Below are 15,837 nucleotides of genomic sequence, written 5' to 3' on the forward strand. Positions count from 1 at the left end.
TTTTTTATATATATAAAAGCGCCTCAGGCGCCTGATTTCACTAAAAACCAAGAACTAAAAACGTAACCGGTAAAGCCTATGAAAATAATGTATATTTCAATTTTTCCGCTTGATTCCCGCCACCCATACGCCAATCAGAATGAGGGCTGCCCCGATGAGGGCGGTGAATCCCATTTCCTCATCCAGCACGAAACAGGCAAAAATAGCGGCAAAGACCGGTTCTAATGAAAAGATGAAGGCTGCCCGCTCAGGGGTCGTATATTCCTGGGCCATGGCCTGCACGGTGAAACCCCAGGCGGTGGAGAAAATGGCAAGGCCCAGGATGCTCACCCATTCATTAAGAGTGGAGGGGCATACGGGATTTTCAAGGGAAAAACTGACGATCCCTGCAAAAAGGCCCGCAAATCCCAGCTGCCATATGCCAAGGAGGAGCGAATCGATGCGGCGGGCGAAAGCATTCGTGAAAAGGATGTCCAGGGCATAGAGAAAAGCGGCGCCAAGGCAGAGGATGAAACCTGTATCCATTTCGATGCTCGAAACGCCATTAAAAATGAGAAGTCCCAGCGTGACGATGAGGGTTCCTGCCAAAACGGGAAGGGTGGGCCATTTTCGTGTAAATAAAGCATGAAGGATGGGCACCATGATGACGGAAGTGGAAATCAGAAATCCCGCAGTACTTGCCGAAGTTCCAATGACTCCGTAAATGACTCCGATAAAAACGCCGGCAATGAGAAAACCGGTGGTGGCGCTGTATTTCAGGATTTCCTCTGTCGTATTTCTTAAACGTTTCAGGAAAAAGGGACAGAGGATGAGAAAAGCAAAAAGACAGCGCATGGAAGCGATGGAAATGGGGGTAAGTGTTTCTGCACCCAGCTTCATGAGGCCATAGGAAGAGCCCCAGAGAAAGGCGGCGCTTAAAAGTAGTAAATCGGCTTGTTTCTGAGTCATGAACTGCTCCTTTCAAGGTGCATTTATTTTACCATATCATTCTTAAGAACAGATGAAATGTGGTATAATTTCCATAGATTTTTTAATAAGAGAGGAGAAATACTATGTCCTTTAAAGAAATTCCAGTTGCCGAATGCGGCATCAATCCGTTTACCGATCTCACGAAGTACTGCCTCGTTACTGCAGGAAATAAGGAAAAATACAACCCCATGCTCGTTACCTGGGGCGGCTTTGGCATTATGTGGAGAAAACCGGTGGCCACGGTCTATATCCGCCAGACCCGCTATACGAAGACCATTCTGGACTCCCAGGATTATTTCACCCTTTCCTTCCTGCCCGAATCCTATAAGAAACAGGAAAGCTACATGGGTTCCCATTCCGGCCGGGACGGGGATAAATTCGAAGGCAGCGGACTTCATCCTGAATTCATCGATGAAACGGCAGCAGGCGTATCCGAAGCAGACCTCATTTTCGTGTGCAGAAAGATTTATACCCATGAAATGAAGGAAGAATTCTACACGAACCATGAAGTCTATGAAACCTGGAATACCGGCAGTCATGCCAATAACAATCACAGCATATACATGGGTGAAATCGTGAAAGTACTGAAGAAGTAGTAGTGAGCCATTAGCCGTTAGCCGTTAGCCGTTAGCCGTTAGCTTTTAGTCTTTAGTAGAGAAATAGAAACCGGCAGAAATGAAATTTTCATTTCTACCGGTTTTTATGTGTCATAAGGAATAGTTCAAATCCACATTTGAAATTCAAATTTGAATTTGATATAATGGCGGCATAAAAGAAATGATTCTCCTGTCACAGGCAGGCATATTCCATACCGGATCATGGAGGTGGAATGGATGAATAGAAAGAAAAAGGCAGCTCTTTCAGCATGGGTACTGATGGCTGCCTTCTGTGTTTTTCCACAGGCCCACGCGGAGGAGACCGATTTCAGGAAGACTTCCTGGACGGCCATGGCTTCGCAGTATGAAAATCCCTTTTATCTGCATAAAGAGGGAGCAGCCCTGCCATCGGAAGTCCTTTCCCAATGGTGGACTCTTTTCCATGATGATACGCTGGAAGAACTGATTCAGCTTTCTCTTGCAAACAACAGGGATCTCGCCGGGGCCCGGGGAAAACTACGGGAAGCGAGAGCTGCCGTAGGGATCAGCAAAGCGTCGAGAGTCCCCTGGATCCAGGCCGGCGCCGGCTGGGCAAGGGCAGAAGCGCCGGATGAAATGATTTCCGACGTCACTCCGAAACCCATGAAACAGATGCCCGGCATGGGCATTGAAAATGATCACAATCTGAGCTATGCAGGACTCGATGCATCCTGGGAATTTGATGTTTGGGGCAAGAACCGGGCAAAAGTGAAGTCTTCCGAATATTCCCTCTCTGCTCAGGAAGGCATGCTTTACAGCACCTGGGTATCCATTTCCGCAGAAGTGGCCATGAATTATATCACCCTCCGGACCCTTCAGGAAGAACTGACCGTGACGGAAGCCCATATGGCAAACCAGAAAGAAAATCTGAATCTATTGAAGGTCAATGAAGAGAAAGGCCTTCTTTCCTCCCTTCCCGCGGACCAGGCCTCTTATACGCTCCATGAATCGGAAGCCAGGATCCCGGAACTGAAGAAAGAGATCGCCGGCACGTTGAACCGTATTTCCATCCTTACCGGGACCATCCCGGGGGCACTCAATGAAAAACTGATGAAACCTTCGCCCCTTCCCGAAATGGATGCGGAGCTGTATAATGCCATTCCCGCTGACTGGCTCCGCCAGCGTCCCGATGTCCATGCAGCCGAAATGGCCTGGATGGCCCAGATCGAAAAGACAAAGGAAGCCAGGGCCGAAATGAAGCCGAAATTTTCCATTCTTGGCCTTTTGGGCTTTGCCGCACTGGGCGGAGGCCTTTTCTCCTCCGGCGCCAGGGCTTTCGGATTTTCGCCATCCGTGACCTATCCGCTCTTTAACGGGGGCGCCCTTCGAAAGCAGGTAGAAATCCAGAGCGCGCGGGAAACGGAAAAACAGGCAGACTTTGAAAATACAGTGCTTAAAGCAGCTATAGAAGTCAGAAATGCCATGACTTCTGTATCCCAGGATAAAATCCGTAAAGATTCCCTGGAAATGGGGCGGGACAAAGCAAAAGAAGCGCTGGAGCTCTCAAAGAATCAGTTCCATTACGGCCTTTCCGATTATATGGGAGTCCTTGATGCAGAGCGGCACTATCTTGCCCTTGACCAGCAATACACCCTGGCGAAAGGGCAGGAACTGACGGATATGATTTCCCTTTTCAAAGCCCTGGGCGGCGGCTGGAAACCACTGGCAGCCAAAGAGATTGAGGCAGGAAAGTAAGGGCAGAGGTAGAAAGAAATGATGGAAAAAATCAAAGGAAATAAAAAACTGGTTATCATCCTGCTTATTGTCCTTGTCATTCTGGGAGCAGGTTTCTATATGGTTAGAGAAAAAAGTGCGGAAAGACTGGCCGCGTCTGAGCTTACCCTCAAAGGCAATGTGGACCTTCGCGAAGTGTCCCTCGCTTTCCGGAACAGCGACCGGATTTCCGAAATGTTTGTGGAAGAAGGAGACCGGGTTACGAAAGGCCAGGTCCTGGCAAAACTGGAAACCGAAGACCAGCTGCACCAGATTGCGGTGACGAAGGCCAATATCGGCGCCCAGCAGGCCCAGGTGGATAAACTGCACAATGGCACAAGAACGGAAGATCTGGCCCAGGCCCGTGCCAAACTGGATGAAGCCAGGGCAGAAAAAGATTTCCTCACGGCCGATTACCGGAGAAAACTGGATGCCTACAACGCATCCGGAGGCAAATCCGTAAGCCGTCAGGTTTTAGAAGACGCCCGGACGAAACTGAAAGTGGCAGAAGCCCGGATGAATCAGGCAGAAGAAGCCAATAACCTTGCCATTGCAGGTCCCCGGAGTGAAGATGTGGCAGCCGGAGAAGCCCAGCTGGAAAGTCTGAAGAGCACCCTGGCCCGCCAGGAATACAATCTTTCCCAGTCAGAGCTCATCGCGCCTTCCGACGGTGTGGTCCGTTCCCGTCTCCTGGAAGTGGGAGATATGGCTTCTCCCCAGAAACCGGTGTACCGTATTTCTTTAAATTCAAAGAAATGGGTCCGCGTCTATGTGTCGGAAAAAGACCTGGGCAAAATTCATGAAGGCAGCAGGGCAGAGGTTTATATCGACAGTGACCCGGAAAACGGCATCGAAGGGCAGGTCGGCTATATTTCTTCCACTGCTGAATTTACACCGAAAAATGTGGAAACCAGCGAACTCCGGACGGCTCTTCTCTATGAAGTCCGGGTTTATGTGACGGATCCGGACAATAAACTCCGCATGGGCATGCCGGCTACGGTCAAAGTAAAGCTGTAAAGGGTGATGACTTTGGACAACAGGATTATTTCTGCCGAAAAACTGACCAAAGTTTTCAAAATCGGCAGCCGGTCACTGACCGCCCTGGATCATATCGACCTTTCTGTCCGGCAGGGAGAACTGACGGCAGTCATTGGTCCTGACGGGGCAGGAAAAACGACCCTTATGCGTCTCATCTGCGGACTCATGGACCATTCGGAAGGGAAACTTTCCGTGCTGGGGCTTGATTCGGTGAAGGATTCGGAGGAAATCCAGAGCCGTATTTCCTACATGCCCCAGAAATTCGGGCTCTATGAGGATCTGACGGTTTCGGAAAATATGAATCTCTATGCCGACCTTCATGGCGTTCCCGTGGAGAGGCGGCCGGCGCGGTTTAAAAGGCTTCTGGAAATGATGGGGCTCGAACGGTTTACAGGCCGTTTTGCCGGAAAACTTTCCGGCGGCATGAAACAGAAACTGGGCCTTGCCTGCACCCTTGTCCGTTCGCCGGATTTGCTCCTCCTCGATGAACCGACAGTCGGGGTGGATCCTCTTTCCCGCCGGGAGCTTTGGGAAATACTGAAAGAATTCGTGAAGGAAGAGGGCCTTTCCGTCTTTGTTTCCACGGCTTACATGAATGAAGCGGAAATGTGCTCCCATGTGTACGTCCTGCATAAAGGCCATGTCCTTTCGGACGGAAGTCCTGAAGATTTGAGAAATATCGGAAAAGGGCGGTGTTTTGGCGTCTATCCGGAAGAAGGCATGCCTACGAGAATCCTCCAGGCCCATCTGCTGGATGACCGGGACCATATCGTGGATGCCGTCCCAAGGGGAGGAGAAGTCCATTTCATTACGAAAGGGACGGAACCGGTGCCTTATCTGACCCGGAAAAATCTCAAAGTGACTCCGGCCGCTCCGCAGCTGGAAGATGGATTTATGATTCTTCTCCATCAGGCGGAAAAAGAAATGCTCCCGCCTTCGGAGGAAGAAAAGAAGGCGCTCGAAAGCGGAGGAAAACCTTCCGGTGAAGCCAATATCATCGTGAAGGACCTGGTGAAGAAATTCGGCGATTTCACTGCCGTGGCCCATACTTCTTTTGAGGTACACAAGGGGGAAATATTCGGCCTTCTCGGCCCCAATGGCGCAGGAAAGACGACCACCTTCAAAATGCTCTGCGGCCTTCTTCCGGAGACCGGCGGATTTCTGTCCGTGGCCGGTGTGGACCTTCGGAAGGCACGGACGAGAGCCCGGGCCAATATCGGTTATGTGGCCCAGAAATTTTCCCTCTACAGCCATATGACGGCCAGGGAAAATCTGGAGTTTTACGGCGGCGTCTATGGTCTTTCGCCGAAGCGGCTGAAAGAGAGAATTCAGGAAGTGTCTCAGCAGTTTTATCTTACGGACCGGCTTGACAGAAAGGCAGGAGATCTTCCGGGCGGCTATAAACAGCGCCTTTCCATGGCCTGTGCCCTCCTTCATGAGCCGAAGATCTTATTTCTGGATGAACCTACTTCCGGCATCGATCCCCTGGCAAGGCGGAATTTCTGGAGACAGATTACGACCCTGGCTGCCGAGGGAACCACAATTATCATTACCACTCATTTCATGGAAGAAGCGGAATACTGTGACCGTTTCATGATTCAGGATAACGGCCATCTGCTGGCTATCGGAAGTTCTTCGGAAATCCGTGAAAAACTGGGGAAATCGAAAGCAGATATGGACGATATTTTCATTGCCATCGTGGAAAATGCAAGAGAGAAAGGAGAGGGTGCGTGATGGAAGGTTTCCGGCGGCGCATGAAAGCGCTGATCTATAAAGAATTCCTCCAGCTTTCCCGGGATTCCAGCTCCCTCCTTCTGGGCATCCTGCTTCCCATCGTGCTCATCCTCATTATCGGTTACGGGATTTCCCTGGATGTAAAAAATGTGCCCACTGCCGTGGTCCTGGAAGATTCTTCCCCCTTTGCTCAGGATGCGGTGTCTTTCCTGAATGGCTCCGATTATTTTGAGCCCACCTATGTGACCAGCCGTCAGGAGGGAGAACAGCTCCTTCTTGACCGGAAAGTGAATGTCCTCATCGATATTCCGTCCGATTTTTCCAGGGCTGTCTATGAAGGACGGGGAAAAATCCAGGTCATTCTGGATGGTGTGGAAACGGCGACAGCCATGAGCACGGGAGGTTATGTGGAAAGCGGGATTTCTTCCTGGATGATGCGGAAAGGCCTTGCCGGCTATGGGGGAGCAGCCATCGTGAACCGGATGTGGTTCAATGATGCCAATTCGTCCACCTGGTTTTTTATTCCGGGACTTATTATGCTGATTATGACAATTATCGGAGTCATGCTGACATCAGTTGTTATGGCCCGGGAATGGGAGCGGGGGACCTTTGAATCTCTTTTCGTGACGCCCGTAAGACCTATGGAACTGGTCCTTGCCAAAATGGTGCCCTATTTCTGCGTGGCTTTGCTTGGCATGGGAATCTGCCTGGTGCTGTCAAGATTTCTTTTTGAAGTCCCTATGCAGGGCGCCCTCTCGGCAGTCCTTCTGATTTCCATGATTTATCTTTTTGTGGCCCTGGGGATCGGTCTTGTCATTTCGGCCATCACAAAGCGCCAGTTCCTGGCCTGCCAGTTTTCCCTTCTCATTTCCTTCCTGCCCTGCTTTGTGCTTTCCGGATTTATTTTTGACCTTAGAAATACGCCCATCGTGGTGCAGGCCGTAGGGCAGATTCTTCCTTTCTCTCATTATCTTGTCTGCATCCGGTCCCTTTTCCTTTCGGGAACGGATATGGAAATCCTTCTGAAGCAGGGGGGACTCCTGCTCCTTTATGCGGTGATTTTCGTGAGTGCCGCATTCCGTATGACCAGAAAGAAGGTGGAATGATGGAAGGATTTGCGCTCATTCTTCAGCAGCTTCTCGTCATCTGCCGGAAGGAAATCCTTTCCATTTTCAAAGATCCTGCCACCCGGAGAATCGTAGTGGTTCCGGTCATTATCCTGGGTTTCCTTTTCGGTTATGCGGCCAATTACAATCTGGAAGATGCCCCTTATGTATCCGTGGATATGAGTCACAGTGAAGCCTCGGCCGATCTCCTTTCCAGGCTGGATGGAACCACCCTTTTCCACCGGGTGGCGTCCCTTCAGTCGCCATCGGAAATGGGAGAGTATATTTCCCAAAATAAAGCGGTCATGGCCATCGTCATTCCGGAGGATTTTCAGAAAAAACTGGACCGGGGAGAAAGGTCGCCCATCCAGATCATTACGGATGGAAGAAATACCATGACCAGCGGCCTTGCTTCCGGTTATGCGGCCAGGATCGTGGGTCAGTACAATCAGGACCGCCTGGGACGGACGTCTCCTGTGACGATTGAGTCCCGCACCTGGTTCAATCCGAACCAAATTACCCGGTATTTCTTCATGCCCGGCATCATCGGGCTCATGAGCTTTGCCCAGGTTTTCCTCCTTTCCGGCCTTTCCGTGGCAAGAGAAAGGGAAGAAGGAACTTTCGAGCAATTGCTGGTAGCTCCGGTTTCTCCGGCCATTATCCTTATAGGAAAAGCCGTACCGCCCATCATTGTCGGTTTCATTCAGTGTACCATTATTTTCTGTATTTCCTATTTCTGGTTTGAAGTGCCCTTTGCCGGTTCCTTTGGCACTTTCTATACGGCCCTTTTCTTCTACCTCTTATCGTCCACGGGCTGCGGGCTCATCGTATCTTCTATTTCCAGAAATATGCAGCAGGTCCTGGTCTATACCATCGTTTTCATGGTTCCTATGGCCCTTCTTTCCGGAATCGTTACGCCCATCCGGAATATGCCGGAAGCCCTGCAGATCGTGACTTACATCGACCCGCTCCGGTTTGCCCTGGAGCTCATCCGGAGAATTTATCTCGAGGGACTGACCCTGGGAGACCTTTACATGAATTTCATTCCCCTCACCTGTATCGCCGCAGTGACGCTGACGCTGGCGGCATACCTTTTCCGTCACAGCCTGAACTGAGGAGGCCCTATGGTAAAAACGAAAAAAACTCTCCGGGAAGACGGGGAGGAAACAAGAAATAAACTGATCGAATGCGCAGGCCGCCTCATTGCAGACCAGGGCTATGACCGGACCACCAGCAAGGAAATCTGCAGAATGGCAGGCACGAATCTGGCGGCCGTGAATTATCACTTCGGCACCCGGGACGGATTATACCGGGCCGTGCTGAAAAATGTATTTACCCATATCCTGCCTTTGTCAGAACTGAAAAAAGTGGCGGATGCTTCCACAAGCCCCCGGGAGAAACTGGAAAATCTGCTGAAAATTTACCTGAAAGAGGCGATTCTTTCCAAAAGCTGGCAGATCCGCGTGGCCATCCGTGAACTGGTGCAGCCCACGCCTTTCTATATGGAATATACTTCGAAAATCATCGGAGCCAAGCTGGGAACGATTACGAAAGTCCTGGGGGAGTATCTGCAGCTCCCGCCCGATGATGATCGCGTGGCAAGATGTTTCTTCACCGTCATGGCGCCCTTCTTTCTCCTTCTTCTTTCCGGGCATCAGCAGACAGGGTCCATCCTGTATCGCCTTTCCGGCAGGGAAGAACAGAATCTGGAAGCCCAGATCCGAATCAGCGAAGATTTCATTTTCGGCGGCCTGGACCGGATTAAGGAGGAAATAAAAAAGGCAGAATAAAAAACCGTCAGTCTCAGAACGAGGCTGACGATTTTTATGTTTTTAATAAACAGCTGATGGCTAATGGCTAACAGCTAACGGCTGACAGTTGATCACTCCTTCAGCACATACCCGTAAGCATGCTTTTTTCCGTCCGGGCCATCCTGTACATAAACTCCCTGGATTTCAGGAGCAAAGCCGGGGAGGGCATTGATGCCTTCCACCAGGTCCAGGAAGTAGGTGACTGCGGTTTTTGACCATTTTTCACCGGGATAGACGCAGAGGACGCCGGGCGGATAGGGGAGGGCTCCTTCCAGGGCAATCCTTCCTTCTGCTTTTTCCAGATCCACCAGCTCGCCGTGACCCCGCATGAATTCATACTGGGCATCCTGTGGATTCATGGCATAGGCAGGGAAATAGTCCTTGAGGAAAAGCCGTTTCTGCAGGGTGGAAACTTCCCGGTCCTTATAGAAATCGTGCATTTCCTGACAGAGCCTTCGGATGGTATAGCCCCTGTATTTCTCTTCATAGGCTTTATAAATGGAGGGGAGCACATAGGACATGGGCGCATCTTCATCGATGAGCTGTTCGAAACGGATGAGTTTTGCCACGAGATCATTCATTTTCGTCGTGCTTTCAGCAGGAGTCATGAGGAAAAGGATATCATTCAGGTCATTTTTCTCGGGAATGATGCCGTTTTCACGGAGGTAACCGGCCAGGATATTTCCGGGAATGCCGAATTCTTCATAGCAGTCTTTTTCCGCATCGATTCCGTCGGTAACGAGGAGAAGTTTCATGGGATCGATGAAGTACTGGCCCTTTCCATAGCCTTTGAAGCCATGCCATTTCGCATCGGGATCGAAGGCCCAGTAATTCATGTCGGAGGCCATTTTTTCCGTGTCGCCCTCCTCCCATTTTTTTCCGTAAACCATGGGAGGAACGAGGGGATAGATATAATGGCAGTTCCGGAGAATCTGTTTTCTCGTTTCAATGACCAGTTTCACCGTATCCCGCCAGAGCTTTCTTCCCGCTTCGCCTTCCTGCATTTTTGCATTCACATCGAGGGCTGCAAAAAGCTGGTAAAGGGGAGACGTGGAAGCATGCATCATGAAGGCATTGTTGAACTGTTTGTGGGAAACATACCTTGCCTGTCCTTTGATGTGGGCATCTTTTTTATGAATCTGGGAAGTCTGGGAGAAACCGGCCTGCTGTTTATGGACGGACTGGGTGACGAAAATCCCCGGATCCTTCGGCCCCAGATCAAGGAGGAGGGGAGAGCAGTCCTTCATCATGGGAATGAACTGTTCATAGCCCACCCAGGCGGAATCAAAGAAAATGTAATCACAGAGATGGCCGATCCGGTCCACCACCTGCCGGGCATTATAAATACAGCCGTCATAGGTCCCCAGCTGAATCACGGCCAGCCGGATGGGCCGTTTTTCCTTCGCCTTTTCCGGATCTTTTTCGGCAATCAGTTTTCGGATATACTCTTCATTAAAGCAGTGATCCAGGATACCGCCGATGGAACCGAAGGTATTTCTTGCCGTTTCCAGATAGACTGGAGTGGCTCCCGCCATGACAAGGGCTCCATGGGCGATGGATTTATGATTGTTCCGGTCGAAAAGGACGATATCTCCCGGTGTGAGGACGGCATTCAGCACCACTTTATTGGAAGTGGAAGTGCCGTTTAATACGAAATAAGTCTTGTCCGCATTATAGACCCGGGCCGCATGTTTCTGGGCCGAGAGGGCCGGGCCTTCATGAATGAGGAGATCCCCCATGGCCACATCGGCATTACAGAGATCGGCGCGGAAAGTATTTTCTCCGAAGAAATCATAAAAGGCGCGGCCTGCCGGATGTTTCCGGAAATAGGCGCCTCCCTGATGGCCGGGGCAGTCAAACTGGGCATAGCCGTTTTCCACGTATTTCTTCAAATCCTTGAAGAATGGCGGGAGCAGGGCGTCTTCATAGCGGGCGGCCGCGCTTTCAGCCTGCCTTTTATAGAATTCCCGGTCCGTATCGTTCAGGTCAAAGACGCGATAGACTTTCTGTATGACTTCATCAGAAACCGGTTCCTTTTTCGTACGGATGAGAAGAACAGGGATTTTGAATGCGGAAATCATTTCATTTTCAAGGATTTCCGTATCCCTGTCGGTGATGATGATGGCAGCCACATCGGTGAAGTCCGTATCATTCACACGGAGCGATTCCCGCCCGGGAAGGGCGCCGAAAAGTTCAAAGGCATGGTCGGAGTAAGCAATTTTAAGCCTGTTCATAGGTTCATAATACCTCCTTTATATATAAAGAGATACCTCGTAAGGGTTCAATTCCTTGCCTCTATTTTATAGAAAATGAAAGGAAACGGAAATAGCCAATTTAAAAATTTTGAAGAATTTTTTTCACTGGTAGAAGCAGAGCCCGGAGTGATTTCCTCCCTGCCGGAGGGGAGAGATAAAATAAAAATCCACGGATGCCCGCCATCGGCGGCGTCTCATGGGAATGTGTTTTAATTTCATGGGGGGGTCAGGGGGAAAATCCGCATGGGAACGAGGTTATTTTTATTCTTATTTTGCATAATATGGGCAAATAAAGAACGGAGGAAATCTGAATCATTTTCATGCCGCCCTTCGCATAACTATACGGAATTTCCCAATATTTCTTGTAAAATCCACGTCAAATCACCATTCTGATTATTTAGTATCATAAAGAAAGATTTTCAGTTAAAACGAATTGGAATATTTGCCTTTTTAATCCGGCTGGGGTATACTATATACAGCTATTGAAATTGCTGATAAAAATAATGATAAATTTTTTATAGCACTAACTGTTAATACCTTTGGAAAGGAGGGAGACAAATGGAAATCGAAGAAATCATGGACCTTGAAATGTACGGAAGCATGTACCTGCTCTTTGCCATGGCCTTTTTCTACCAGGAAGGCGCGAACCTTCTCGTACCGGATAGATTGAACATGAATTTCAAACGGGTCCTTTCTGCTTTTGCCTCCTTCTTCAAGGGTTTCATCGGGGCAGGGGGATGGGATCTTTTCGCCCTGAAACCATTCGGGCGGAAAGTAACCGAAGTAAAACTGAACGACGGGGTATCTTTTACGGGATACCAGGTTTTCTCCTTCGCCTGAAGGCATGGGGGAAACCCCATGCGGCCATGGAGCCTGATTACTTTTGAGGCACAAAACCTTTTTTGAGTGCGCCCGGAAGGCTCTATACATCTACAGAAATTCCAATGATGACGCCGCTGGCGTCTTTTTTGATGGAATCCCGGAGATGTATTTCAAATGTTTTTCGTGAAAAAAGATATTCATAAACTGCTGTCTGTGATGATACCGATCCTGATCGCCCAGGTATCTACGGCAGGAGTAACCTTTATCAATACGACCATGGCCGGTCATGCGGGAGCTGATGACCTGGCAGGAGTATCGGTAGGAGCCGGACTTTTCTATCCGCTTCTGGCCTCCTTCATCGGACTTCTCATGGCAGGAACCCCGCTCATGGCAAACCTTCTGGGAAAAAAGAATAAGGAATCGCTTCCTTATATCGTACGGACCGGCGTGGTCATCGGACTTGCCGTATGGACTCTCTTTGCTTTCGGCTATGTTCTTGGCATCGATGCCCTCATGAATTCCCTCTCCCTGGAACCTCAGGTGGAACATATTGCCCGGTACTACCTTTTGAACATGGTAGGTGTGGTCCTTTTCGTATCCCTCATCATTCCCCTCCGCTGTCTGACCGATACAGCCGGATCCACTTCTATTTCCATGAAACTTTTCATGGCGGCTCCCTTCGTGAACGGCGCCTTCAACTATATCTTCATTTATGGTCATTTCGGCGCACCAAGGCTTGGAGGAATCGGCGCCGGCATTGCCACCATGCTGACTTATGCCGTACTTTTCGGACTTTTCCTTACGGTGGTCCTGAAATCGAAAGACCTTTTGGGAAATCAGATTTTTGCCTCTTCGAAAATCCGTCTCTCCGACGTGAAGGAATACCTGGTGGTCGGCGTTCCGAGCGGCCTTTCCATTTTCATGGAAATGAGCCTTTTCTCCCTCATCATCGTATTCCTGGCCCGTTATGGCACCGATGCCCTGGCGGCCTACCAGATTGCAGATAATTTCGCATCCCTCGTTTACATGCTTCCCGTTTCCTGCTCCATGGCTCTTACCATCCTGATTGCTACCGAAGTGGGCGCAGGAAATATGGAAATGGCGTACCGCTATAAAAGGGCCGGTTTCATCGTTGCCCTTTCAGGTGCGGCACTCACTGCCTCCTTTACCGTACTTTTCCGGAATCATATCGGTTCCGTTTATACCGATGATGCCGCCGTGGCCCTGATTGCAGGACAGTTCCTGATTTACAGTGCGGGCTGGCAGCTCTTCGATGCTGTTTCCACACCGATTCAGGGAATTCTCCGCGGTCTCAAAGATACCCGCGTTTCTTTCGTACTGATGGTCCTGGCTTACTGGGGCGGCTGTTTTCCCATGAGCCTCTTTCTGGATGCCCATACTTCTCTGGGTGCCGATTCCTTCTGGCTGGGTCTTGACTTTGGCGTTTTTTGTTCCGCTCTTTTCATGGTGATCCGCCTCTTCTGGGTGGAAAGAGAACTCTCCGGAAAACCCATCCTCACCTGGAAAGAGGTCCTCGCCTTCATCTCCGGCCGGCAGCCTGTGCCTGCGGAATCTCCGATCGTTTCCTCTCCTGTGGTCATGCAGCAGAATATCAGGAAAGCAGAAGAACTTGTGGCCCTTCTTACTGAAATGGAAGAAAAGATTTCTGTCCTTATGCAGACCATGAAAGAAGCGGAAGTGGATATTTTCACCGAAACACGCCGGGTGCTCCCCATCCGTATGGCCCTCCTCACGGATATGCACCTTTCCATCATAGGCCATGCCACCAGGGCCTATGTGCCATAGGGCCTCTTAAGAAATAAAAAGTGAAACGGGAATTTCCTGTTTCACTTTTTTATTGTATGAAATCAGATAATCATACAACTCCTATTTTAATGAACAACTTGTATTGTAATTAAAAAGGGAGTATAATGGTTGAAAATAAAAATCACAATAAGTTACAGGAGGAATGAAATATGAAGAAATGGTTACTGGCAGGCGCAGCGCTTTTGACAGCAGGATGTTTCATAATGGCCGGCTGCGGCCAAAGCGCGCCGTCTTCTTCCTCATCTCCAAAACAGATTCACCTGGTGACCCATGCGAACTGGAATCCCTTCGAATACCTGAAGGAAGGGAAAATCGTGGGTTTTGATATCGACCTCATCAATGAGGCTGCCAAAAGGGCAGGACTTTCCACGGAAATCACCGATGCCGGCTGGGAAGCCATTTTCGAGCAGATTCGGAACCATTCCGCCGACGCTGCCATTTCTGGCATTACCATTACCAATGAACGGAAAGAATCCTATCTTTTCTCGAAACCTTACTTCATTTCCCGCCAGGCCATCATCGTTCCGGAAGGAAGCGATGTACAATCGGCCAAAGATCTCCTGAATGGCAAAACCGTAGCCGTGCAGAACGGTTCCACTGGTCAGATTGCCCTGGAAAAACTGATGGGGAAGAACAATCCTTCCATTAAAAAGACACCGCTGTCCATCCAGATGATTATTGGGGGCCAGGTGGATGCCCATGTGGGGGATGAAACGTCCCTGAAATCCATCCAGGCCCAGTACCCGGACCAGCACCTGAAAATCATTTATGATGACGAGGCTTTCACGCCGGAATATTTCGGCATCATTTATCCGAAAGACAAGGGCGGAGAACTTCAGGCGAGACTGGACAAGACTCTCTCCGAAATCGTCAAAGACGGCACCTATGCAAAGCTTTATGAAAAGTGGTTCAAGACGAAACCGGCTGACGATATCCTGCAGAAACTTGGAAAGTAGGAAACTCTATGTTTGACCTGAAATTATCGATTCTGGAAGAATATGCGCCTTTCTTCGTCTCCGGGACCATTCTCACAATCAAACTTTCCATCGTGGCCATTATCATCGGATTTTTCCTGGGACTTTTTCTGGCTCTGGCAAGACTTTCCTCCAGAAGATGGCTTTCCGTCCCTGCGGTATGCTTCATTGAAAGCATCCGCGGGACCCCGCTTCTCCTGCAGATTCTGGTGGCCTATTTCGGAATCATTCCGCTTCTCATGCGGAAACCGGATGGGGAAATCGCCTCCATGCTGGCCCTTTCCATCAATGCGGGAGCCTACATCGCGGAAACCATCCGCGGCGGAATCCTTTCTGTAGATGAAGGACAGCTGGAAGCAGCCAAAGCGCTGGGCCTTTCCCATTTCCAAAGCATGCGGTATGTCATATTGCCCCAGGCCCTCCGGGATGTGGTGCCGGCTCTTGGAAATTCCTTCGTGAGCCTCATCAAGGATTCTTCCCTGGCTTCCACCATTGCCACACCGGAGCTCATGTACTGGGCCAATGCGGCCAATGCCCAGTATTACAGGGTCTGGGAAACTTTCATTACCACCGGCATCATTTACCTCATCCTGACCCTCGTCACCAGCCGGATCCTGGCGAGATTGGAAAGAAGATAGCTTTATACGATAAAGACTTGTATGTGATTTTACTGTATGGATAAAAGTGATCAGTTATCAGTTCGCAGTAATCAGAATTTCCACAAAGCAGGAATAACCTTTCTTCATAAAAAAGAGGAAATACGAAAGGGAGATAATTTCGTATTTCCTTTTTTATTTATAGAAATCATATATGAGGGTGTACAAAAATAGAAATCATTATTTTAAAAACTTTAGGGACAAAAGTTATCAGTTATTAGTTATCAGTTCGCAGTTGTGGTGGGCCATTACGAAGGAAAAGCGGCCTTTTTATATAAAAAAATGAATCATTTCCAA

Annotated in this window: 13 protein-coding genes; 11 read left to right on the top strand and 2 right to left on the bottom strand. The window is 49.5% G+C overall.

Translation table 11 applies throughout. The features are described 5' to 3' along the window. Nucleotides 1–96: 96 nt before the first annotated feature. Nucleotides 97–948, bottom strand: a complete 852-nt coding sequence (locus VZT47_RS03495) for a DMT family transporter (protein ID WP_330223587.1) — start codon at nt 946–948, stop codon at nt 97–99. Between the two features lie 104 nt (nt 949–1,052). Between VZT47_RS03495 and VZT47_RS03500 the strand changes: the two genes are divergently transcribed. The 7 genes from VZT47_RS03500 to VZT47_RS03530 all read left to right on the top strand — a co-directional run bounded on the left by VZT47_RS03500 (nt 1,053) and on the right by VZT47_RS03530 (nt 8,985). After that, nucleotides 1,053–1,565, top strand: a complete 513-nt coding sequence (locus VZT47_RS03500) for a flavin reductase (RefSeq protein WP_330223588.1) — start codon at nt 1,053–1,055, stop codon at nt 1,563–1,565. Between the two features lie 237 nt (nt 1,566–1,802). Next, on the top strand, nt 1,803–3,299 hold the full coding sequence (locus tag VZT47_RS03505) for an efflux transporter outer membrane subunit (protein ID WP_330223589.1): 1,497 nt from the start codon (nt 1,803–1,805) through the stop codon (nt 3,297–3,299). Between the two features lie 18 nt (nt 3,300–3,317). After that, nucleotides 3,318–4,334 (top strand): efflux RND transporter periplasmic adaptor subunit, encoded by a 1,017-nt coding sequence (locus VZT47_RS03510; protein WP_330223590.1) that lies wholly within the window; start codon nt 3,318–3,320, stop codon nt 4,332–4,334. A 12-nt stretch (nt 4,335–4,346) separates the two neighbouring features. After that, a complete protein-coding gene (locus VZT47_RS03515; protein ID WP_442877416.1) occupies nt 4,347–6,089 on the top strand; it encodes an ATP-binding cassette domain-containing protein in 1,743 nt (580 codons plus the stop codon). Continuing rightward, entirely contained in the window at nt 6,089–7,195 is a 1,107-nt protein-coding gene (locus VZT47_RS03520) for an ABC transporter permease (protein WP_330223592.1), read from the top strand. Before VZT47_RS03515 ends, VZT47_RS03520 begins: the two co-directional genes overlap by 1 nt. Then, the gene (locus VZT47_RS03525) at nt 7,192–8,310 is read left to right on the top strand and encodes an ABC transporter permease (protein ID WP_330223593.1); all 1,119 of its coding nucleotides are present in this window, start codon (nt 7,192–7,194) and stop codon (nt 8,308–8,310) included. Before VZT47_RS03520 ends, VZT47_RS03525 begins: the two co-directional genes overlap by 4 nt. Before the next feature lie 9 nt (nt 8,311–8,319). Next, on the top strand, nt 8,320–8,985 hold the full coding sequence (locus tag VZT47_RS03530) for a TetR/AcrR family transcriptional regulator (protein WP_330223594.1): 666 nt from the start codon (nt 8,320–8,322) through the stop codon (nt 8,983–8,985). A gap of 92 nt (nt 8,986–9,077) precedes the next feature. Here the strand turns inward: VZT47_RS03530 and speC are convergent, their stop codons facing one another. Beyond that, the gene (gene speC, locus VZT47_RS03535) at nt 9,078–11,240 is read right to left on the bottom strand and encodes an ornithine decarboxylase (RefSeq protein ID WP_330223595.1); all 2,163 of its coding nucleotides are present in this window, start codon (nt 11,238–11,240) and stop codon (nt 9,078–9,080) included. Nucleotides 11,241–11,819: 579 nt separating this feature from the next. On the opposite strand from speC, the gene VZT47_RS03540 reads away from it, so the two are divergent. The 4 genes from VZT47_RS03540 (at nt 11,820) to VZT47_RS03555 (ending at nt 15,522) form a co-directional block, all read left to right on the top strand. Next, nucleotides 11,820–12,101: a hypothetical protein gene (locus VZT47_RS03540; RefSeq protein ID WP_330223596.1), complete on the top strand. Its 282-nt coding sequence runs from the start codon at nt 11,820–11,822 to the stop codon at nt 12,099–12,101. A gap of 156 nt (nt 12,102–12,257) precedes the next feature. Next, nucleotides 12,258–13,889, top strand: a complete 1,632-nt coding sequence (locus tag VZT47_RS03545; RefSeq protein WP_330223597.1) for an MATE family efflux transporter — start codon at nt 12,258–12,260, stop codon at nt 13,887–13,889. Between the two features lie 170 nt (nt 13,890–14,059). Next, nucleotides 14,060–14,866 carry a transporter substrate-binding domain-containing protein gene (locus VZT47_RS03550; RefSeq protein WP_330223598.1) on the top strand — a complete coding sequence of 269 codons (807 nt, stop codon included), beginning with the start codon at nt 14,060–14,062 and terminating at the stop codon, nt 14,864–14,866. Between the two features lie 8 nt (nt 14,867–14,874). Continuing rightward, a complete protein-coding gene (locus tag VZT47_RS03555) occupies nt 14,875–15,522 on the top strand; it encodes an amino acid ABC transporter permease (RefSeq protein ID WP_330223599.1) in 648 nt (215 codons plus the stop codon). The last annotated feature ends 315 nt before the right edge of the window (nt 15,523–15,837 follow it).

The organism is Dialister sp., assembly GCF_036343215.1.
Taxonomy (GTDB): Bacteria; Bacillota; Negativicutes; order Veillonellales; family Dialisteraceae; genus Dialister.

Coding starts and splice junctions, on each gene's coding strand:
- VZT47_RS03555 (WP_330223599.1), top strand. CDS start 14,875: ATGTTTGACCTGAAATTATCGATTCTGGAAGAATATGCGCCTTTCTTC.
- speC (WP_330223595.1), bottom strand. CDS start 11,240: ATGAACAGGCTTAAAATTGCTTACTCCGACCATGCCTTTGAACTTTTC.
- VZT47_RS03540 (WP_330223596.1), top strand. CDS start 11,820: ATGGAAATCGAAGAAATCATGGACCTTGAAATGTACGGAAGCATGTAC.
- VZT47_RS03550 (WP_330223598.1), top strand. CDS start 14,060: ATGAAGAAATGGTTACTGGCAGGCGCAGCGCTTTTGACAGCAGGATGT.
- VZT47_RS03505 (WP_330223589.1), top strand. CDS start 1,803: ATGAATAGAAAGAAAAAGGCAGCTCTTTCAGCATGGGTACTGATGGCT.
- VZT47_RS03500 (WP_330223588.1), top strand. CDS start 1,053: ATGTCCTTTAAAGAAATTCCAGTTGCCGAATGCGGCATCAATCCGTTT.
- VZT47_RS03510 (WP_330223590.1), top strand. CDS start 3,318: ATGATGGAAAAAATCAAAGGAAATAAAAAACTGGTTATCATCCTGCTT.
- VZT47_RS03530 (WP_330223594.1), top strand. CDS start 8,320: ATGGTAAAAACGAAAAAAACTCTCCGGGAAGACGGGGAGGAAACAAGA.
- VZT47_RS03495 (WP_330223587.1), bottom strand. CDS start 948: ATGACTCAGAAACAAGCCGATTTACTACTTTTAAGCGCCGCCTTTCTC.
- VZT47_RS03520 (WP_330223592.1), top strand. CDS start 6,089: ATGGAAGGTTTCCGGCGGCGCATGAAAGCGCTGATCTATAAAGAATTC.
- VZT47_RS03545 (WP_330223597.1), top strand. CDS start 12,258: ATGTTTTTCGTGAAAAAAGATATTCATAAACTGCTGTCTGTGATGATA.
- VZT47_RS03525 (WP_330223593.1), top strand. CDS start 7,192: ATGATGGAAGGATTTGCGCTCATTCTTCAGCAGCTTCTCGTCATCTGC.